Genomic DNA, 19,641 nt, shown 5'->3' on the forward strand with positions numbered 1-19,641 from the left:
CATGTCCATCCTGAAAAAACACACGGCGCTCGAGAAGAACGCGACCCTGCTGCTGATCGCCTCGCTCGCGGTGGTCACCGTGGGCGGCATGGTGGAGATCGCGCCGCTCTTCTATCTGCAGAACACGATCGAGAAGGTGGAGGGCATGCGCCCCTACACCCCGCTCGAACTCGCCGGGCGCAACATTTATGTCCGCGAGGGCTGCTATGCCTGCCATTCGCAGATGATCCGGCCGTTCCGCGACGAGGTCGAGCGCTACGGGCACTACAGCCTCGCGGCGGAGTCGATGTACGATCACTCCTTCCAATGGGGCTCCAAGCGCACGGGCCCCGATCTCGCCCGCGTCGGCCAGCGCTACTCGAACGAGTGGCATGTCCAGCATCTGATCGAGCCGCGCGCGGTCGTGCCGGAATCGGTGATGCCGAGCTATGCCTTCCTCCAGGAGACGCCGCTCGTCGTGGACGGGATCAAGGCCCATCTCGTCGCCAACCGGCGGGTCGGCGTTCCCTATACGGACGAGATGATCGCCAATGCCGAGGCGGATATGAGGGCGCAGGCCGATCCCGACGGGGACCTCTCCGGGCTGGAATCGCGCTATCCCAAGGCCAAGGCGGCCAATTTCGACGGGAAGAAGCAGGTCCTGACGGAAATGGACGCGCTGGTCGCCTATCTCCAGATGCTCGGCACGCTGGTCGATTTCTCGACCTATAACGAAACCTCCGGCTACCGCTGAGGAGGCGCCGATGGAAGCCTACACCGCCATGCGGCATTTCGCGGATGTCTGGGGCCTGCTCTGCATGACCCTGTTCTTCGTCGGTGCCGTGATCTTCGCGTTCCGTCCCGGCAGCCGCTCCCTCGCCGACGAGGCCGCCCGCATTCCTTTCAAGGACGACTGACATGAGCGAGAAGGACGTCGACGAGCTTTCCGGGGTCTCCACGACAGGCCACGTGTGGGACGGCATCAGGGAACTCGACAATCCGATGCCGCGCTGGTGGCTCATCGTCTACTACGCGACCGTCGTCTGGGCCGTCCTCTACATGTTCGCCTATCCGGCCTGGCCGCTCATCCGCACGGCGACTACGGGCCTGCTCGGCTATTCCAGCCGCAAGGAGATCTCGACGGAGCTGGAGGCGGCGAAGGCGGCCAAGGCGGGCTACACCGCGGCGATCGCCTCCAAGTCGATCGACGAGATCCTCGCCGACGAGAAGCTGCGGACCTTCGCCGTCGCGGCGGGCGCCGCCGCCTTCAAGGTCAATTGCGTGCAGTGCCACGGCTCCGGCGCGCAGGGGTCTCCCGGCTATCCGAACCTCAACGACGACGATTGGCTGTGGGGCGGCCGTCCGCAGGACATCCTTCAGACCATCACGCACGGCATCCGCTACGCGGAGGATCCCGAAACCAGGGCGGTGGACATGCCGGCCTTCGGCAGCATTCTCCAGCCGCAGCAGGTCAAGCAGGTCGCCGCCTTCGTGCATTCGCTGTCGAACAAGGCCGACAGCGTGAAGCCCGAGGATCTTGCCGCGGGCAAGACGATTTTCGCGGAGAACTGCGCCGCCTGCCACGGCCCCGAGGGCAAGGGCAACCACGAATTCGGCGCTCCCAACCTGACGGATGCGATCTGGTTCTACGGCTCGACGGTGGACGCCATCGCCGCACAAGTGAGGTCGCCGAGGCACGGCGTTATGCCGGCCTGGGGCGCGCGCCTCGGCCCGACCACCGTCAAGGAACTGGCAGCCTATGTTCATTCGCTCGGAGGAGGTCAATAGGCCGGTTGTGGGACTGAAGGCATAGGTCCTGCGGCGCCGGGATTTCGGTCCGCCGGAAGAAGGCGGGTTCGACGGCGCCACGGGCGAGGCTCGTGACGATCAGGGATGGCGGGAGACGCATGGAAGAATAGCCGGCGCCTCACCGGGGCGCGGTTAGGAGACCATGACATGCTCAAAACGTCGGAAGTCGAGACGTTTGATGCGACGGCGGTGAATGCCGCGAAAGTGCGCCAGCCGCTCTATGCTCCGCGAAAGAAGATCTTTCCGAAGCGCGCCGAAGGCCGCTTCCGGCGCTTCAAGTGGATCGTGATGGCGGTGACCCTGGGCATCTATTATCTGGTGCCCTGGATCCGCTGGGACCGCGGCCCCTATGCCCCCAACCAGGCCGTCCTGGTCGACCTCGCGAACCGGCGCTTCTATTTCTTCCCGATCGAGATCTGGCCGCAGGAATTGTACTACGTGGCCGGCCTCCTGATCATGGCCGGCTTCGGGCTTTTCCTCCTGACATCGACGATCGGGCGGGCATGGTGCGGCTATACGTGCCCGCAAACCGTTTGGGTCGATCTCTTCCTCGTAGTCGAGCGCGCCATCGAGGGCGACCGCAATGCGCGCATCAAGCTCGATCACGGTCCCTGGACGCGCGACAAGGTGGTCAAGCGGGTGTCCAAGCATGCGATCTGGCTCGCCATCGCGGTGGCGACGGGCGGCGCCTGGATCTTCTATTTCGCCGATGCGCCGACCTTGCTGCGCCAGCTCGTGACCGGGCAGGCCGCCGCCGTGGCCTATATCACGGTGATGATCCTGACCGGGACCACCTACGTGTTCGGCGGCCTGATGCGCGAGCAGGTCTGCACCTATATGTGCCCCTGGCCGCGCATCCAGGCGGCGATGCTCGACGAGAATTCGCTGACCGTCACCTATAACGACTGGCGGGGCGAGCCGCGCTCGCGCCATGCGAAGAAGGCCGCCGCGGCGGGGCAGGCGGTGGGCGACTGCGTCGATTGCAACGCCTGCGTCGCGGTCTGTCCCATGGGCATCGACATCCGGGACGGGCAGCAGCTCGAATGCATCACCTGCGCGCTCTGCATCGATGCCTGCGACGGCGTGATGGACAAGCTCGGCCGAAGCCGGGGGCTCATCGCCTACGCGACGCTCGCGGAATACGATTCCAACATGGCGCTGGCGACCGCGGGCGGAACCTCTCCCGTCGATCCGAGGAGGGTGCACGACGCGGACGGCAAGCTGTCGGAGAAGATCAGCACCTTCCATTTGCGCAAGCTGCTGAGGCCGCGCGCGCTCGCCTATCTCGGGGCGTGGTTGGCGGTGGGGCTCGGCCTGCTCGTCGCGCTGATGACGCGCGAGCGGCTCCAGGTGAACGTCCTGGCCGACCGCAATCCGCAATACGTGGTCCTCTCGGACGGCTCGATCCGCAACGGCTTCACGGTCAAGCTGCTCAACATGATCCCGGAATTGCGCACGCTCGAGGTGAGCCTCCAGGGCCTGGAAGGCGCGGAAATGAGCGTTCTGGGCATGGACCATCCGCCGGGCCGCTCCTTCTCGGTCGAGGTGGAGCCGGACAGGCTGAAGACGCTGAAGGTCTTCGTGCGCCAGCCGCGCGAGAACGTCGCCGGCCGGGCGCAGCATTTCCGCTTCGTGGTCGAGGACAAGGCCGGGTCCGAAAGCGACCGCTACGACGCCACATTCGAGGCACCGGAGATCAGCAAATGAGAGCCGCGGACGGAGGCCGGGAACTGACCGGCCGGCATGTGCTGGCGATCCTGGTCGCCTTCTTTTCGGTCGTCATCGCCGTCAACCTGACGATGGCCTATCTGGCCCGCGCGAGCTGGACGGGTTTCGTCGTCGAGAACGTCTATGTGGCGAGCCGGGAGTTCAACGACCGGGCGGAGGAGGACCGCACCCAGGCGGCGCTCGGCTGGACATCGGAGCTGGCCATCGCCGACGGCAAGATCACCTATCGGCTGAGGGACCGACGGGGCGCCATGGTGAAGGTGGCGCGCGCGACCGCGAGCCTGCGCCGGCCGGCGACCGTGGTGGACGACCGGGACGCGTTCCTGGCCCGCCAGCCGGACGGATCGCTATCCGCGCCCGTCGAGTTGCACGACGGCGTGTGGATCATCGAGATCCATGCCGATGCCGGCCTCGCCAAGCCCTATCGCGACCGGCGGCGGCTCGTCCTGCGCAACGGTGCCGCCTCATGAGCTGCTGCGCGCCGGCGGCCGATCCGGGCGCCGGCATTCTGTCCTCCGAGGAGCTGCGCCACGCCGCGCGCAGCCTCGGGGACGGAACCGCCCAGGTCGAGCTGTCGGTGCCGGCCGTGCATTGCGGCGCCTGCATCCATGCCGTGGAACAGGAGCTGTCACGGCTCCACGGCGTGGTCAGCGCCCGCGTGAACCTGTCGACCCGGCGGGTTTCGGTCCGTTTCGAGGAGGAGGCGCCGCCGCCCTTGTCCGAGACGCTGACCCGGCTCGGCTATCCGCCTCACCTCTTCGACGACAGCGCCCTCGAAAGCGACCGGACGCTGAAGGAGCTGGTGCGGGCCGTGGCCGTGGCCGGCTTCGCCGCCGGCAACATCATGCTCCTGTCGGTCTCGGTCTGGTCCGGGGCGGAGGCGGCGACGCGGGACCTGTTCCATTGGATCTCCGCGCTGATCGCCCTGCCGGCCCTGGCCTATGCGGGCGGCGTCTTCTACCGCTCGGCCTGGAGCGCGCTGCGCCACGGGCGCATGAACATGGACGTGCCCATCGCCATCGGCGTGACGCTCGCCTATGCGATGAGCCTCTACGAGACCGTCCACCACGGCGAGCACGCCTATTTCGACGCGGCCGTCTCGCTCCTGTTCTTCCTCCTGATCGGCCGCACGCTCGACCACATGATGCGCGACAGGGCGCGCTCGGCCGTGCAGGGGCTGGCCCGCCTCGCCCCGCGCGGGGCGGTGGTGATGGCCGCCGATGGCAGCCGCGAATACCGGGAGGTTCGCGAGATCGCGCCGGGCATGCGCCTCCTGGTGGCCGCCGGCGAGCGCATTCCGGTCGATGCCCGGGTGGAGAGCGGCATCTCCGACCTCGACTGCTCGCTGATCAGCGGCGAAAGCCGGCCCCAGCGCATCGAGCCGGGCGGGCTCGTGCGGGCCGGGACGCTCAACCTCACTGGCCCGCTGCTGCTGGAGGCTGCGGCCCGCGCCGAGGATTCCTTCCTCGCGGAGATGGTGCGCCTGATGGAGGCGGCCGAAGGCGGGCGCTCGCGCTACAGGCGCATCGCCGACCGGGTCTCGGCCTATTACGCGCCGGTGGTCCACCTGACGGCGCTCCTGACCTTCCTCGGCTGGATGGCGGTCGACGGCGACTGGCACAAGGCGCTGACCATCGCCATCGCGGTGCTGATCATCACCTGCCCCTGCGCTCTCGGGCTCGCGGTGCCGATCGTCCAGGTGGTGGCCGCCCGCCGCCTGTTCGAGCGCGGCGTGATGGTGCGGGACGGCTCGGCCATGGAGCGGCTGTCGGACATCGACACGGTCGCCTTCGACAAGACCGGCACCCTGACGATGGGGCGCCCCTGGCTGGTCAACGGGGCGGAGATCGCGCCCGACATGCTGTCCTTTGCCGCGAGCCTCGGCGCCCATTCGCGTCATCCGCTCTCGCAGGCGATCGCGCAGGCCGCAGGCGGGCGGGCCGGTATCCGCGATTTCGACGAGATCCGCGAAGTTCCCGGCTTCGGCATGGAAGGCCGGGCGGAGGGCTCGCTCTGGCGGCTCGGCCGGGCCGATTGGGCGCTGGGTCCGGACGGCGATCCCGCGGCCTCGGATCTGTCCGGCACGGTGCTCGCGCGCGACGGCCGGCTTTGCGCGCGGTTCCGATTCGAGGACGCGCCGAGGCCGGGCGCGGCCTTCGCCGTCCAGGCGCTGCGGCAGGCGGGCAAGTCGGTCGAGATGCTGTCCGGGGATATCGAGGCGAATTGCCGCCAGGTCGCCGAAAGCCTCGGCATTCCCCGCTACGCCGCCGCCCTGGTTCCGTCCGGGAAGGTGGCGCGCATCGCCGAGATCGCGGAAGGCGGCCGCAAGGCGCTCATGGTCGGGGACGGGCTGAACGACGCGCCCGCGCTCGGCGCCGCCCATGTCTCGATGGCGCCCGCGACCGCCGCCGATATCGGCCGCAACGCCGCCGATTTCGTGTTCCTGCGCGACAGCCTCGACGTGGTTCCCTTCGCCGCCGGGATCTCCAGGCGGGCCGCGGGGCTGATCCGCCAGAATATCGCTCTCGCCATTCTCTATAATGTGATAGCGGTTCCCATCGCCATTCTGGGCTATGTCACGCCCCTGATCGCCGCGATCGCGATGTCGACTTCGTCGCTTCTGGTCATCGGCAATGCCTTGCGGCTGCTCGGAATGCGGGAGGGGGCTTCCGGCGCGGCCGACACCGCCCCGGCCATGGGCCCCGCATCGCGAGAGGTCGAGGCATGAGCGTTCTCGTCTATCTCCTGCCGGCCGCCCTGCTCCTCGGCTTCGGCGGTCTCGGCGCTTTCCTCTGGGCGCTGAGGAGCGGCCAGTACGAGGACATGGACGGCGCCGCCGAGCGGATCCTCATCGACGAGGAGCCGGGGGAGAAGCGCAGGTCGCGCTGAACTCCCGCAGCCCTACCGGCACAGCTCCTCATAGGCACCCCGATAGTACCGGCGCAGGTTCGAGAGGTGCAGGCCGTCCGCCGAGAGGCCGGCCTTGGCCTGCCAGAACGCCCCGTCGCGAGCCTCGGCGAAGACGTCCTTCACCGTGCAGCCTTGCGCGGCGCAGATGTCGCGCAGGACCTGCGTATAGGTCTCGATCGAATCGACGTCGAAATACTTGGCCGTCTGAAGCGGCACGGGCGGCACGGCGACGACCACGACCGGCGCCCCGGTCTCGCCGGGGCGGGGGATGAGCGCCACGGCGGAGGCGCGGAGGGCGGCGAGCGAGGCGGGGCCGCCGGGATTCGGCTTCTTCAGGAGGTTGTTGAGCCCGACCGAGAGCAGCACCGCGGAGGGCGGCGACCGGAACCTGATCGAATCGAGGAAGCGCAGGTAGTCGCCCGCCTTTGCCCCGCCGACGCCGCCATTGACGATCTCGCGGCCGCAGGGAAGGGGCTCGGGCGAATAGAGTTCCATATAGGAATCGCCGGCGAGGAAGACATAGCCGGGGGGCGCATCCGCAAGATGGGCGTTGATCGCGAAGAGGCGCTCGTTGCCATAGACGACGGCGCTGATATGCGGCGCCGGCCGCAGCGCCCAGCCCAGCCCGAAACCGGCCGCCCCGAGCGCGAAGGCGCCGAGAGCAAGTGCAATGCGACCCCGGCGGCCCGCCTGCCTGCGCTCCGTCTTCCCTTCGCGCTCCTTGTCCGGCCCGGTCATGACTTTCCTTCGTCGCAATTTCCGCCGACCCCGGAGGGGCCTTGCGCGTTAGCGCAGGCATCCACCGGAGAAAAGCCATGCATGCCCGTCTTCATCGCCGTTCCGTCCTCACGGGCTTCGCGGCCCTTGCCCTCGCGGGCTCCGCGCGGGGCGCGGCCGCGCAGGCGGGGCCCTATTCCCTGCCGCCGCTCCCCTATGCGGCCGATGCCAACGAGCCGCATATCGACGCGCGCACGATGGAGATCCATCACGGCAAGCACCACCAAGCCTATGTGACCAACCTGAACGCGGCGCTGAAGGACCAGGGAGAGCTGGCCAAATTGCCGCTCGAGCAGCTCCTGGCGGGGCTCGACAAGGTTCCCGAATCGGTCCGCACCGCGATTCGGAACAATGGCGGCGGCCATGCCAACCATTCGATGTTCTGGCAGGTGATGGGCGGCAAGGGCGGCGAGCCTGCGGGCGAGGTGGCGGCCGCGATCGAGCGCGACCTCGGCGGCTTCGCGAAGCTCAAGACGGATTTCAACGGCGCCGGGGCGCGGGTCTTCGGATCGGGCTGGGTCTTCGTCACCGTCGACAGGGACGGCAAGCTCGCGCTGACGGCGCGGCCCAACCAGGACACGCCGCTCATGGAGGGCAAGCGCGTCCTCTTCGGCAACGACGTCTGGGAGCACGCCTATTACCTGAAATACCAGAACCGGCGCCCCGACTATCTTGCGGCGTGGTGGAACGTGGTGGATTGGTCCAGGATCGCCGAGCGCTACGCGGCCGCGAAGGCCGGCACGCTCACCATCTGACAGAGGAATGCATGGCCCAGCCGATCGCCAATCCCCGCAAGGCCGCTCATCCGATCGAGCCGATCTTCACCGAGCGCTGGTCTCCGCGCTCCTTCACCGGGGAGGACATCCCGGTCGGAACCCTCATGAGCATCCTGGAGGCGGGACGCTGGGCCCCCTCCTCCTACAATTCGCAGCCCTGGCGCTTCATCTGGGCGCGGCGCGGCACGCCGGCCTTCGACGTCTTCATGAAGCTGCTGCTGCCGGGCAACCAGGCCTGGTGCAAGGATGCCTCGGCCCTCGTCTTCGTGGCCTCCTCGAAGACGATGACGGTCGCGGGCAAGGACGAGCCCGTGCCCTCCCGCACCCATTCCTTCGATGCGGGGGCGGCCTGGATGGCCGTGTCGATGCAGGCCCACGCCCTGGGCTGGCATACGCACGGCATGATCGGGGTCGATTTCGAGACCGCCGCCGAGGTGCTGGGGGTGCCGGAGAATTTCCACCTGGACATGGCCTTCGCCATCGGGCGGCGCGACGATCCGGCCAAGCTCTCCGAGCCCCTGCGGGCCCGCGAGGCGCCGAACGATCGCAGGCCGCTCGCGGAGACCGCCTTCGAGGGCGCCTTCCCGGCCTGAGCGATCCGTGGTCCTGCCCCTTCGCGCGCTCGCGAGCCGGCCGCGCCTGCTCGCCGGGGTCGCGGCGGGCCTCGTGGCCGGCATCCTCTTTCCGGGTGGCGCGACGACGCGGCTCCTGGTCGGCTGGGATTGCGGAATCCTCGTCCATCTCCTCCTCGTCGCGGCGATGATGGTGCGGGCGGACGAGGACGACCTCCAAAGCCGGGCGGCCCGCGAGGAGGCGGGCGCCGCTCTGGTCCTCGCCTTCTTCGCCCTGGCGGCGCTGGCGAGCCTCGGGGCGATCGCGGTCGAGCTTCGGAACGTCCGGGCCGATGCCGGCGCTCTCGCCCTCGGCAACGGTGTTCTCGCCGGCGCCACGATCCTGCTCTCGTGGCTGTTCGCGCATACGATGTTCGCGATCCATTACGCCCACGACTATTATGCCGGGAAGCAGGATCGGAAGGGGCTGAAATTTCCGGGCAGGGCTCCGCCCGATTACTGGGACTTCCTCTATTTCTCCTTCAACCTGGGCGCCGCCGCCCAGACCTCAGACGTGCAGGTGGAATCGCCGCGCATGCGGCGCTTCGTGCTCGCCCATACGATCGTCTCGTTCCTGTTCAACACGGCTGTCCTCGCGCTCGCCATCAATATCGGCGCCTCGCTGCTGGGAGGGTCTTGAACAGGCGGGGATCGTTCCCGCCCGAGGTTGACGCGCGCCTCTTCCTTCCCCTATAGGCAAGCCCTTCACGAACGCGCCCCGGCCGGACGGACGCGGCGGCTTGACCGCCCGCGCTCCCGGCCGCGAGATCAGGAACACCATCATGTCCCGCCGCTGCGAACTGTCCGGTAAGGCCGTGCTCGTCGGCAACCTCGTCAGCCACTCCAACCGCAAGACGAAGACGCGCTTCCTGCCGAACCTCGTCAACGTCACCTTGCAGTCGGAGAAGCTCGGCCGCTCGGTGCGCCTGCGCATCACCGCCCACGCCCTGCGCTCGGTCGAGCATCGCGGCGGGCTCGACGCCTATCTCGCCAAGGCGGCCGACGGCGAGCTGTCGCTCAAGGCCCGCCGCCTGAAGAAAGAGATCGCCGATCTCCAGGCGGCCTGAGGGGCCTCGGCCTCCGGTTCCGGTTCGCTGGAACAGAGCCCCGATCGGATGACGGGCGGGAAGCGGGCCTAGCCCGGCTTGGCGCTTGCCGATTCGACGACGGTGCGAGCCCTGGGAACCCGGCTCGGCACCTTCACCCAGGCTTCGCCTTCGAGCACCGTTTCGCCGTCCACCGTGCAGGTGCAGTGGAGGCGTGCCCGGTGCTTCTCCGGGATCAGCTCGGCCACCGCGACCTCGACCTTGACGGTGTCGCCGATGCGGACGGGCGCGCGGAAGTTCAGCGTCTGCGAGATATAGATCGCGCCGGGGCCCGGCAGGCGCGTCCCGAGGACGGCCGAGATCAGGCTCGCCGTGTAGAGGCCGTGCGCGATGCGGCCGCCGAAAGGCGTCCTCGCCGCGAAATGCTCCGAGAGATGGATGGGGTTGCGGTCGCCCGTCACCTCGGCGAAGCCGACGACGTCGGAAGATTCGATCTTCTTCTCGAGGGTCTCGACGAGTCCGATCGACAGGTCCTCGAAATCGAGGTGACGCAGCTCGAGAAACATGAATTTCCTTTCCCTGCCGCGTCTTTTTCAGCGCGTTCCGGGCCGCGAGTCCAGCGCGACCGAAGGAGGGGCGTCAGGGACTGAAGACCAGGGTCAGGAAGACGAAGAACACGCCCAGATGCACCGCGCCTTCGAGCATGGTGGTGCGCGTGCCGGTGAACGTGAGCGTCGAGAGCATCAGGGTCATGGCGAGCAGGACCATGTTGGTCGGCGACAGGCCGAGCACGACCTGCTGCCCGGTGAGAAGCCCGATGCCGATCACGGCCGGCACCGTGAGCCCCAGCGTCGAGGCGGCGGCGCCGAGGCACAGGTTGATGGCGCGCTGGAGCTGGTTCGCCGTGATCGCCCGCAGCGCGGTGATGCATTCGGGCGTGAAGACCACCATCGCGATCAGGATGCCGCCGAGGGCCGGCGGCGCGCCCAGGCGGGTGATGCCGTAATCCAGCACCTTGGCGAGGCTCTTCGACAGGATGACGATCGGCAGGATGTTCGCCAGGAGCAGGATGACATGCGGCAGGATGGACGCCTTCTGCTTCTCCGCCTCCGTCCCCTCGGGAGAATGGGCGGCCGCCGCGCCCGGCCCGGCCTGTCCCTCGTCCGGCGGCTCGCGGTAGAACTCGCTGTGCCGCCCCGTCTGGAGAGCGAGGAAGGCCCCGTAGAGCAGGACGGTGAAGAGCGAGAAGCTGATCGATTGCGTCTGGGTCAGCGTGCCGCCGGCGGTCGAGGTCGTGAAATTGGGAAGGATCAGGGGGATGACCGAGAGCGGAATGATCACCGCGAGATAGGACGAGGCGCCCTTCAGGTTGTAGCGCTGGGAGAAATGCTTGATCCCGCCCAGCATGAGCCCGAACCCGACGACGCCGTTCAGCACGATCATCAGCACGGCGAACATCGTGTCCCGCCCGAGCGTCGGCGAGCCGTGCGCGCCCAGCATCACCGCCGAGATCAGCGCGACCTCGATGATCACGATGGCGAGGGTCAGGATCAGGGTGCCGTAGGGCTCGCCGAGCCGGTGGGCGAGTTCCTCCGCCTCGTGCACGACGCCGAAGGCGGACCACACGATCACGACGAGGAGCCAGTCGAAGATCAGGAACGAGGAGAACGGGACCTCCATCTGCGCGAGAAGGGGCTTGCCCGCGAAGATGAAGGCGGCGACGCTCGCCCAGGCGACGGCGAGGCGGAGGATGGTGACGGGCATGGCGGGGTCGTCGCGAGATCCGGGAAGGTCGACATTCCCGCTCCGGCCGGCGAGGTCAAGCGGGCGCGGATGTCGCTAGCCGGCCATTCGTGCCCGCGGATGCGCCGATTGGTAGGCGGCGAGGAGGCGGGAGGAATCGACCTGCGTGTAGATCTGGGTCGTCGAGAGCGAGGCGTGGCCGAGGAGTTCCTGGATCGCCCGCAACTCGCCCCCGCGCGCAAGGAGATGGGTCGCGAAGGAATGGCGGAGCGCATGCGGGGTCGCGCTGTCGGGCAGGCCGAGCGCGCCGCGCAGCCGCGCCACCGCGAGCTGGATGATTCGCGGCGAGAGCGGTCCTCCCCTCTGGCCGACGAAAAGCGGCCCCTCCGGCGGCAGGGGGTAGGGGCAGGCTGCGAGATACGCCTCGACGGCGTCCCGGACGGGCCGGATCACCGGCACGGCGCGCGTCTTCCCGCCTTTGCCGAGCACCCGCACGCTGTCCGTCTCTCCGGTCGGGGCGTCGCGGCGCAGGAGGCCCAAAGCCTCGGAAATGCGCAGCCCGCAGCCATAGAGAAGCGAGAGGACGGCCGCGTCGCGCGCGAGCACCCAGCGCTCGCGCTCCTCGCCCGCCCGCGTCGTTTCCTCCGTCATGGCGAGGGCGGCGCTCGCCGCCACCGGCTTCGGCAGGGATTTCGACAGGCGCGGGCCCCGGACGGCCGAGAAGGCGGCCGGCGTGCCGTGGCCCTCGCGCTCGAGATGGCGCGCGAAGGAGCGCAAGGCCGCGAGCTGGCGCATCAGCGACCGGCTTTCGATTCCCTCGCGCCGCCGGGCGGACAGGAAGGCGCGGATGTCGAGCGGCTTCAGACCGACGACCAGGGCAGGGGAGGGCGCCTCGCCCAGATGGCCGGCGAGGAACGTCACGAACTGGCGCAGGTCGCGCCCATAGGCTTCCACGGTCTTCGGCGAGAGGCGCCGCTCGGAGGCGAGCACCGTGAGCCAGGAGGAGGTCGCCTCGCGCAGCGAGGCCGTGCCGAAGAGCCCGGCGGGGGCTTCCCCGCCGGCAACCGGCGCCGGCCCGGTCCCGGACAGGCGCGCCGCGGCACGGCCCGGGCGGGGCGGGGCGGGGGATCTCCCCGCTTGCGCGCTCATCGCGAACTCACCATTTTCCGGCCTCGTCCCCGCCTTTGCGATCCGCCCCGGACCTTTCGGACGCTGCCCGGGGCCGGGCTCGCATGCTCCGATCCGCGAGGTGGCGCCGCCCGGGGGAATCATGATCGAACCTTGCCCCAATCTGGGCCTTCGAGGTTAGTGTTTCGACAATGACGGCGCGCGTCGCCGAGGTGCTGATTCCGCTCGCCCTCGACCAGACCTACAGCTACGCGATTCCTGCCGAGATGGCGCTCGCGCCCGGCGATGTCGTCGCGGTGCCGCTCGGGCCGCGCAGCCGCGTCGGCGTGGTCTGGGAGACGCGCGCGGGGGGCAGCGGCAATCTCAAGGCGGTCGAGGGGCGGATCGAGGCGCCCCCGATGCGGCCCGCTTTGCGCAAGCTCGTCGATTTCATCGCCCGCTACACCCTCGCGCCGAGGGGATCGGCGCTCGCCCTCGCCCTGCGCCTTCCGGGCGGGGCGCCCGAAACCGTACGTCTCGGGGTGCGCCTCGCCGGCCCCCTGCCGGAGCGCATGACGCCGGCCCGCCGCCGCGTCGTCGAGGCTGCCGCGGGGGGGCTCGTCCATGGCAAGGGCGATCTCGCCAAGCTCGCCGATGTGAGCATGGGCGTCATCGACGGCCTCGTCGATGCCGGCACGCTGGAGACCCTGGCGCTGGCGGCGGCACCCGTCGCCGAGCCGCCCGATCCCGCCTTCGCCGCGCCCGATCTCTCCCAGCGCCAGCGCGCGGCGGCGGAGGTTCTGGCCGCAGCCGTCGCGACGGCCGCCGAAGGGGAGGGCGGACCGCCCCCCGTGATCCTCCTCGACGGCGTCACGGGATCGGGCAAGACGGAGGTCTATTTCGAGGCGGTTGCCGAATGCATCCGGCGCGGGCGCCAGGCGCTGATCCTGATGCCGGAGATCGCGCTCACCGGCGCCTTCCTGGAGCGCTTCGCCGCGCGCTTCGGGACGAGGCCGGCGGCCTGGCATTCGGCCGTGGGGGCGCGGCGGCGCGAGCGCATCCTCGCGGGCGTCGAGGAAGGGGAGGTCGCGGTGGTGGCAGGCGCCCGCTCGGCCCTGTTCCTGCCCTTCCGGGATCTCGGCCTCCTCGTCGTCGACGAGGAGCACGAGCAGGCCTACAAGCAGGAGGACGGTGTCGCCTATCACAGCCGCGACATGGCGATCATGCGCGGGCGCCTGGAAGGCGCGCCCGTGATCCTCGCCTCGGCGACGCCCTCGATCGAGACGCGGGTCAATGCGAGCCGGGGGCGCTATGCCCGCCTCGTCCTGCCCGAGCGCTTCGGCGGCCGGACGCTCCCCTCTATCACGCCGCTCGACATGCGGCGCGATCCCCCGCCGCCCGGCCGCTTCTTGTCGCCGCGGCTGGTCCGGGAGATCGAGCAGGCCCTCGCGGCGGGCGAGCAGGCCCTGCTCTTCCTCAACCGGCGGGGCTTCGCGCCCCTGACGCTGTGCCGGGCCTGCGGCTACCGCTCCTCCTGCCCGAACTGCTCGGCCTGGCTCGTCGAGCACAGGTTCCGGCGCGCGCTCGTCTGCCATCATTGCGGCCACACGGAGCGGGTGCCGGAAGCCTGCGTGGCCTGCGGCACGGTCGGATCGCTCGTGCCCTGCGGGCCGGGGGTCGAGCGCATCGCCGAGGAGGTGGCGCGGCTCCTGCCGCAGGCGCGGCGGATCGTCCTGTCGAGCGATTTTCCCGGCGGCACGGAGAGGCTGCGGACGGAGCTGGAATCGGTGGCGGCAGGGGAGGTCGACATCGTCATCGGCACCCAGCTCGTGGCCAAGGGCCACAATTTCCCCGCCATGACGCTGGTCGGCGTGCTCGACGCCGATATCGGCCTGACCTCGGGAGATCCACGAGCGTCCGAGCGCACCTTCCAGCTTCTCCAGCAGGTCACGGGCCGGGCGGGGCGGGGCGCGAAGCCCGGCCGGGCCTTCGTCCAGACCTACCAGCCGGACCATCCCGTCATCGCCGCCCTCGTCTCGGGCGAGGCGGAGCGGTTCTACGCGGAGGAGACCGCCGCCCGCGAGGCGGCGGGCCTGCCCCCCTTCGGGCGCCTTGCGGCCCTCGTCGTCTCGGGCGAGGACAGGGCCGCCGCCGAGGCCCATGGCCGGATGCTCGCCCGCTGCGCCGAGCCGCCGTCCGGCATCATGGTGCTCGGCCCGGCGGAGGCGCCGCTCGCGCTGATCCGCGGGCGCTACCGCTTCCGCCTGCTGGTGAAGACGGAGCGGGAGGTGAACATCCAGGCTTATCTGCGCGCCTGGCTCGCCCGCGCCGGCAAGCCGCGCGGCTCGGTCCGCGTCGCGGTGGATGTCGATCCGATGAGCTTTTTCTAGAGCATGATCCCGGTGGTCATGTTTCCTTGGGAGGGATCGCAAATGTTCCACTGTGGTCAAGATGATGGCGCGCCTCGCACGCGCTCGAAAATCATCCGGTAAATCACGTCGTCCCCGGTCACCGGGTCCCGGCCGGGGGCTCCGCTGATCACAAGCTTATTGCCGGCGAGCTTGAACGGCCTGACCAGTGGCTCACGGCCCCAGACCGGGTTCCAGCTTCCATCGACGGTATGAATCACCGTCTCGTCTTCGATGGTATAAGAAGCAGTATATGCCAGCATCGAATCGAACAAATCCGCCTTTTGCTTTTGGGTAAGCGGGCCGTCCGGGATTGGCCTGTCCCGTCGCTGGACGAATGCCATCATCCGGCCGTCGGCATGATACGCAATGTAGCCGACAGGATCGGGGCCGAGCGCGTCCTGGACCTCTCCGGTGGCGATGGACGTGCGTGTCCAGGAAAGCATTTTCCATGTGCCGAGAAGCTCTGCTGAATCTGCCATGATCCCCTCCCGATGCAGCCAGGACAGGTTTCGGAACTCCGCATGGTGCGATGTTTCTTAAAGCCCGAAAGGCTTCCTATACTCGCCGGGGAACGACGGGGAAGGAGGATGCCATGGATCTGGGAATCGAAGGGCTGAGAGTCCTCGTCACCGCCGGGGCCAATGGCATCGGGCTCAGCATCGCCAGGGCGTTCGAGAGTGAAGGCGCGAAGGTTCACGTCTGCGATGTCGACGACAAGGCTCTCGCCGACCTCGCCGTCGCGCGTCCTGGGATCACGTCGAGCAGAGCGGACGTGTCCGATCGCCAGCAGGTCGGCAGGCTCTTTGAAACCGCCCTCAGTCGGCTTGGAGGGCTGGATGCGCTGATCAATAACGCAGGGATAGCCGGCCCCACCGGCAGGGTCGATTCAATCGAGCCCGATGATTGGGATCGAACTATCGCGATCAACATCACGGGGCAGTTCAATTGCGCGCGGCTGGCCGTCCCGCATCTGCGCGGGAGCAAGAACCCGTCGATTGTCAATCTGTCCTCGATCGCAGGCCGATTGGGAATGGCGCGCCGCAGCCCCTATTGCGCGTCGAAATGGGCAGTGATCGGATTCACCAAATCGCTCTCGGTCGAACTCGGCCCCGAAGGCATCAGGGTCAACTCTGTATTGCCCGGTCTCGTGGAGGGCGACCGCCTGCGGCGCGTGATCGACGCGAATGCCAGAAGTCGCGGCGTCACCTTCGCCGAAGCGGAAGCGGAGTTCGTCTCCTATGTGTCGATGAAGACGACCGTCACGTCCCAGCAGATTGCCGATGCGATCCTGTTCCTGTGCTCGCCACGCGGGAGGACGATCTCCGGGCAGGCGATTTCCGTCTGCGGTGATGTTCAGATGCTATTCTGACGCAAAGAGCACATGGTCTGCATGGGACCGCCAGATCGTTTCACTGTATCGAGGAAGGTTTCGCGTGACGTCAGAAGGGGTTGAGACGATCGAGATCGCCGTGCCGGGCCTCGCCGGGGAGGCGGAGATCCGCGTCGATCGCTGGGGCGTGCCGCATATCCGGGCGGGAAGCCGGCGCGACCTGTTCTTCGTGCAGGGATTCAACGCCGCCCGCGACCGCCTCTGGCAGCTCGACATCTGGCGCAAGCGCGGCCTGGGCCTTCTGGCCGAGGATTTCGGGCCCGGCTACCTGGAGCAGGATCGGGCCGCGCGTCTCTTTCTCTACCGGGGCGAGATGGCGGCCGAATGGGCGGCCTACGGCGTCGAGGGCCTGGAAGAGATCGTGACCGCCTTCGTGGGCGGCCTGAACGCCCATATCGACCTTGCGCTGCGCGATCCCGAGGCGCTGCCGCCGGAATTCGCCGCGACGGGGACGCGCCCCGCCAGATGGGCGCCCGAGGACGTCCTGCGCATTCGCAGCCACGCGCTCGTCCACAACGTACTGTCGGAGGGATTGCGGGCGCAGGTCCTGGCCAAGGCCGGGCCCGACACGGACCTCGTCCGGCGCTCGATCGATCCGCCGCACGAATTGCAGGTGCCCGAGGGCTTCGATCCGGCCGACCTGCCCGCCGGCACCCTCGACCTGCTCCAGCTCGCGACCGCGCCGGTCGATTTTCCGCCGGAGCGCCTGGCCGCGACCCTTGCCGAGGCGGGGAACTGGCGGCGCGTGAACGCCCTGGGCGAGGTCTACGAGGCGCGGATCACCGATGGCTCCAACAACTGGGCCGTCGCCCCCGCCCGGACGGCGACCGGCCGCGCCCTGCTCGCGAGCGATCCCCATCGCGCCTACGCCATGCCCTCGCTGCGCTACGTCGTCCATCTCTCCTGCCCCGGCCTCGACGTCGTAGGGACCGGCGAGCCGGCGCTCCCCGGCATTTCCTTCGGCCATAACGGCCATGCCGCTTTCGCCATGACCATTTTCCCGGCCGACCAGGAGGATCTCTACGTCTACGAGACCGATCCCGCCGATCCGATGCGCTATCGCTACAGCGAGGGATGGGAGGCGATGCGGATCGTCACCGAAACGATCAGGGTCAAGGGCGCGCCCGACCAGCAGGTTGCGCTCGCCTTCACGCGACACGGGCCGGTGATCGCCCGGGACGCGGCGCGCCGCCGTGCGGTCGCGGTCCGCACCGTCTGGCTCGAGCCGGGCACGGCGGCTTATCTCGCGAGCCTTGCGGCCATGGAGGCGAGGACGCCCGAAGCCTATGGCGAGGCGCTTCGCGGCTGGGGGGCGCCGGGGGCGAACCACGTCTATGCCGATGCGGCGGGGCGCATCGCCTGGTTCGTCGCCGCCAAGGTGCCGAGGCGCGGGAGCTGGGACGGCCTGCTGCCGGTTCCCGGCGACGGACGCCACGAATGGGACGGGTTCTTCGGTCCCGGCGAATTGCCGCGTTCGCTCGACCCGGCGCGCGGATGGGTCGCCACCTCCAACCAGAACAACATCCCCGCCGGCTATCCCTACGAGGAGCGCAGGCTCGGCTTCGAATTCCTCGAGCCTTCGCGCGCCGACCGCATCGCGGAGGTGCTGGGTGCCGATGCGGCCCATTCGGTCGAGGCCGCGACGGCCCTTCAGACGGACGCCCTCTCGCTCCCGGCGCGGCGCATCGTGGCGCTCCTGAAGGAGGATGGCGGCCGGGCTTCGGCGCTCCTCCAGAATTGGGATTTCCGGCTCCTGGAGGACAGCGCGGCGGCGGCTTTGTTCGAGGTCTGGTGGACGCATCATCTGAAGCCCGCCCTGCTGATGAAGGCGGCCGGGGGAGATGCCGCCCTCGCCGCTCTCCTGGCGCCGGGCGACCACGAGACCCTGATCGGTGCGCTGGAGAAGCCCGGATCGGCGCCCTGGCTCGCGACGGAGCGCGCGCGCGATGCCTGCCTCGCCGAGACGCTCGCGGCGGCCTTCGCGCATTGCGGAGCATTGCTCGGCGAGGATCCGGCGAGCTGGCGCTGGGGGCGCCTGCACCACGGCTATTTCGAGCATCCGCTGAACCGGGCTTTTCCGAAGGCCGGATTGCGCGATGTCGGGCCCTTGCCGAAGGGCGGCTCGGTTTCGACCGTGATGATGTCCCGCTATCGGCCGGACGACTACCGGGCGATCACCGGCGCCTCCTTCCGCACCGTGATCGATGTCGGCAACTGGGATGCAAGCCGGTTCATCAACGCTCCGGGCCAGTCGGGCGATCCCCGCTCTCCCCATTACGACGATCTCGCCGCCATCTGGTCGAAGGGCGGCTATCATCCGCTCGTCTATTCCCGCGCAGCGGTCGAGGACGCCACCGTGCGGCGGATGGTGCTGAAGCCGGCGTGAGCGCCGGGAGGATCTACAGCCAGCGCGGATCGCTGGTGAATTCGATGTTCAGCCAATGGCTGGGCGGGGCGGCTTCGAGGCTCGCGGCGATTTCGTCGCGGATGGCGTCGAAGAAGCCGACCGGATGGGGGCCGAATCCCGGCGGGGCGAGGAAGGTCAGGTCCACGAAGCGCGCCCGGCCCGTTTTCGAGACGTAGCTGCTGAAATCCTGAAAGCCGTAGCGCTGCTGGATGTCCCGGGCGAGAAGGCGCACCTCCTCGTCGAGATCGCCCGGGGCCACGAGGAAGACGTCCTTCGCCGCCCGCCAGGAAGCCGCGAGCGGCAGGGGCAGCATGGCGAGGCTGAGCGCCGCCAGGACCGTCGGGTCGAGATAGGGCACGAGATGATCGTAGCGCGTGCCGCGCATCACCCCCGCCATCAGGAAGCCGATGCCGAGGGAGACGCTGAGGAGGCCGGAGACGAGCCAGTTCCGGGCATCGACCGCGATCAGCTCGGAGCCGAGCCGGCGGCCCTCCCGCCCCACCAGGACGGCGGCGGCGAGGGCCAGGAGCCCGGCGCCCAGGGCATAGAGCGCGCCCGGTCCGAACGAGACCTGCCGCCCCGTGCTGAAGAGGTCGTTCAGGGCGCCGAGGAAGGCGTAACCGCAGGAGAGCGACAGGGCGACGCTGTTGAGGAGCACCAGCATCGGCTCGAGATGCCAGAAGCCGAACTGGAAATGCCGGGTGCTGCCCCTGGCCAGGAGCGCCGAGACCCCGAGCGCCATGGCCGTCATCACCGCGTCGACCACGGAATAGACGCCGTCGAACACGATCGCGCCGGAATTGATCAGGAGGCCGACCGTGATCCCGATGGCGGCGTCGACGACGGTGACGGCGATCGACCAGAGCAGGACGCGCTGTTCCTCCCTGTTGTCATCGGACTGCACGGATCACCGGCCGGGAAGCTCAACGCCTGACGAGGTTAGCACA

The 19,641-nt window shown here is 69.0% G+C and carries 20 protein-coding genes; 14 read left to right on the forward strand and 6 right to left on the reverse strand.

Annotated elements, in window-relative coordinates; genetic code table 11:
* The first annotated feature begins 1 nt into the window (after nt 1).
* From ccoO to ccoS, 7 genes are all read left to right on the forward strand, one after another.
* A complete protein-coding gene (gene ccoO / locus PKD06_RS06860) occupies nt 2–733 on the forward strand; it encodes a cytochrome-c oxidase, cbb3-type subunit II (protein ID WP_324378917.1) in 732 nt (243 codons plus the stop codon).
* Nucleotides 734–743: 10 nt separating this feature from the next.
* Nucleotides 744–896, forward strand: coding sequence for a cbb3-type cytochrome c oxidase subunit 3 (locus PKD06_RS06865; RefSeq protein ID WP_324378919.1), 153 nt, complete (start codon nt 744–746; stop codon nt 894–896).
* Between the two features lies 1 nt (nt 897).
* A complete protein-coding gene (gene ccoP / locus PKD06_RS06870; protein WP_324378921.1) occupies nt 898–1,767 on the forward strand; it encodes a cytochrome-c oxidase, cbb3-type subunit III in 870 nt (289 codons plus the stop codon).
* A 168-nt stretch (nt 1,768–1,935) separates the two neighbouring features.
* Nucleotides 1,936–3,495 carry a cytochrome c oxidase accessory protein CcoG gene (gene ccoG / locus PKD06_RS06875; RefSeq protein WP_324378923.1) on the forward strand — a complete coding sequence of 520 codons (1,560 nt, stop codon included), beginning with the start codon at nt 1,936–1,938 and terminating at the stop codon, nt 3,493–3,495.
* Nucleotides 3,492–3,986 carry a FixH family protein gene (locus PKD06_RS06880; RefSeq protein ID WP_324378925.1) on the forward strand — a complete coding sequence of 165 codons (495 nt, stop codon included), beginning with the start codon at nt 3,492–3,494 and terminating at the stop codon, nt 3,984–3,986. Before ccoG ends, PKD06_RS06880 begins: the two co-directional genes overlap by 4 nt.
* Entirely contained in the window at nt 3,983–6,244 is a 2,262-nt protein-coding gene (locus PKD06_RS06885) for a cation-translocating P-type ATPase (protein WP_324378927.1), read from the forward strand. Before PKD06_RS06880 ends, PKD06_RS06885 begins: the two co-directional genes overlap by 4 nt.
* Nucleotides 6,241–6,405, forward strand: coding sequence for a cbb3-type cytochrome oxidase assembly protein CcoS (gene ccoS / locus PKD06_RS06890; protein ID WP_324378929.1), 165 nt, complete (start codon nt 6,241–6,243; stop codon nt 6,403–6,405). Before PKD06_RS06885 ends, ccoS begins: the two co-directional genes overlap by 4 nt.
* Nucleotides 6,406–6,417: 12 nt before the next feature.
* On the opposite strand, the gene PKD06_RS06895 is transcribed toward ccoS, so the two are convergent.
* Complete coding sequence (locus PKD06_RS06895) at nt 6,418–7,164, reverse strand: GDSL-type esterase/lipase family protein (protein WP_324378931.1); 747 nt, start codon at nt 7,162–7,164, stop codon at nt 6,418–6,420.
* A 77-nt stretch (nt 7,165–7,241) separates the two neighbouring features.
* Between PKD06_RS06895 and PKD06_RS06900 the strand changes: the two genes are divergently transcribed.
* From PKD06_RS06900 to rpmB, 4 genes are all read left to right on the forward strand, one after another.
* Nucleotides 7,242–7,958, forward strand: a complete 717-nt coding sequence (locus PKD06_RS06900) for a superoxide dismutase (RefSeq protein WP_324378933.1) — start codon at nt 7,242–7,244, stop codon at nt 7,956–7,958.
* A gap of 11 nt (nt 7,959–7,969) precedes the next feature.
* Entirely contained in the window at nt 7,970–8,572 is a 603-nt protein-coding gene (locus PKD06_RS06905; protein ID WP_324378935.1) for a nitroreductase family protein, read from the forward strand.
* A 7-nt stretch (nt 8,573–8,579) separates the two neighbouring features.
* Nucleotides 8,580–9,230: a DUF1345 domain-containing protein gene (locus PKD06_RS06910; RefSeq protein WP_324378937.1), complete on the forward strand. Its 651-nt coding sequence runs from the start codon at nt 8,580–8,582 to the stop codon at nt 9,228–9,230.
* A gap of 142 nt (nt 9,231–9,372) precedes the next feature.
* Nucleotides 9,373–9,657: a 50S ribosomal protein L28 gene (gene rpmB, locus PKD06_RS06915; protein WP_324378957.1), complete on the forward strand. Its 285-nt coding sequence runs from the start codon at nt 9,373–9,375 to the stop codon at nt 9,655–9,657.
* Nucleotides 9,658–9,725: 68 nt separating this feature from the next.
* Here the strand turns inward: rpmB and PKD06_RS06920 are convergent, their stop codons facing one another.
* From PKD06_RS06920 to PKD06_RS06930, 3 genes are all read right to left on the reverse strand, one after another.
* Nucleotides 9,726–10,202, reverse strand: coding sequence for a MaoC family dehydratase (locus tag PKD06_RS06920; protein WP_324378938.1), 477 nt, complete (start codon nt 10,200–10,202; stop codon nt 9,726–9,728).
* A 73-nt stretch (nt 10,203–10,275) separates the two neighbouring features.
* Nucleotides 10,276–11,400 (reverse strand): calcium:proton antiporter, encoded by a 1,125-nt coding sequence (locus tag PKD06_RS06925; protein ID WP_324378940.1) that lies wholly within the window; start codon nt 11,398–11,400, stop codon nt 10,276–10,278.
* Between the two features lie 75 nt (nt 11,401–11,475).
* Nucleotides 11,476–12,528 carry a tyrosine recombinase XerC gene (locus tag PKD06_RS06930; protein WP_324378942.1) on the reverse strand — a complete coding sequence of 351 codons (1,053 nt, stop codon included), beginning with the start codon at nt 12,526–12,528 and terminating at the stop codon, nt 11,476–11,478.
* A gap of 170 nt (nt 12,529–12,698) precedes the next feature.
* Between PKD06_RS06930 and PKD06_RS06935 the strand changes: the two genes are divergently transcribed.
* Nucleotides 12,699–14,876: a primosomal protein N' gene (locus tag PKD06_RS06935; RefSeq protein ID WP_324378944.1), complete on the forward strand. Its 2,178-nt coding sequence runs from the start codon at nt 12,699–12,701 to the stop codon at nt 14,874–14,876.
* Nucleotides 14,877–14,932: 56 nt separating this feature from the next.
* Here the strand turns inward: PKD06_RS06935 and PKD06_RS06940 are convergent, their stop codons facing one another.
* Nucleotides 14,933–15,376, reverse strand: coding sequence for a lipocalin-like domain-containing protein (locus PKD06_RS06940; protein WP_324378946.1), 444 nt, complete (start codon nt 15,374–15,376; stop codon nt 14,933–14,935).
* 113 nt (nt 15,377–15,489) lie between these two features.
* Between PKD06_RS06940 and PKD06_RS06945 the strand changes: the two genes are divergently transcribed.
* Complete coding sequence (locus PKD06_RS06945; RefSeq protein WP_324378948.1) at nt 15,490–16,266, forward strand: SDR family oxidoreductase; 777 nt, start codon at nt 15,490–15,492, stop codon at nt 16,264–16,266.
* A gap of 64 nt (nt 16,267–16,330) precedes the next feature.
* Entirely contained in the window at nt 16,331–18,673 is a 2,343-nt protein-coding gene (locus tag PKD06_RS06950) for a penicillin acylase family protein (protein ID WP_324378951.1), read from the forward strand.
* Nucleotides 18,674–18,686: 13 nt separating this feature from the next.
* Here PKD06_RS06950 and PKD06_RS06955 read toward each other — a convergent pair whose 3' ends face one another.
* Nucleotides 18,687–19,598, reverse strand: a complete 912-nt coding sequence (locus PKD06_RS06955; protein WP_324378953.1) for a cation transporter — start codon at nt 19,596–19,598, stop codon at nt 18,687–18,689.
* Nucleotides 19,599–19,641 lie beyond the last annotated feature (43 nt).

The sequence above is a fragment of the Enterovirga sp. genome (genome assembly GCF_035325185.1).
Classification (GTDB): domain Bacteria; phylum Pseudomonadota; class Alphaproteobacteria; order Rhizobiales; family Beijerinckiaceae; genus Enterovirga.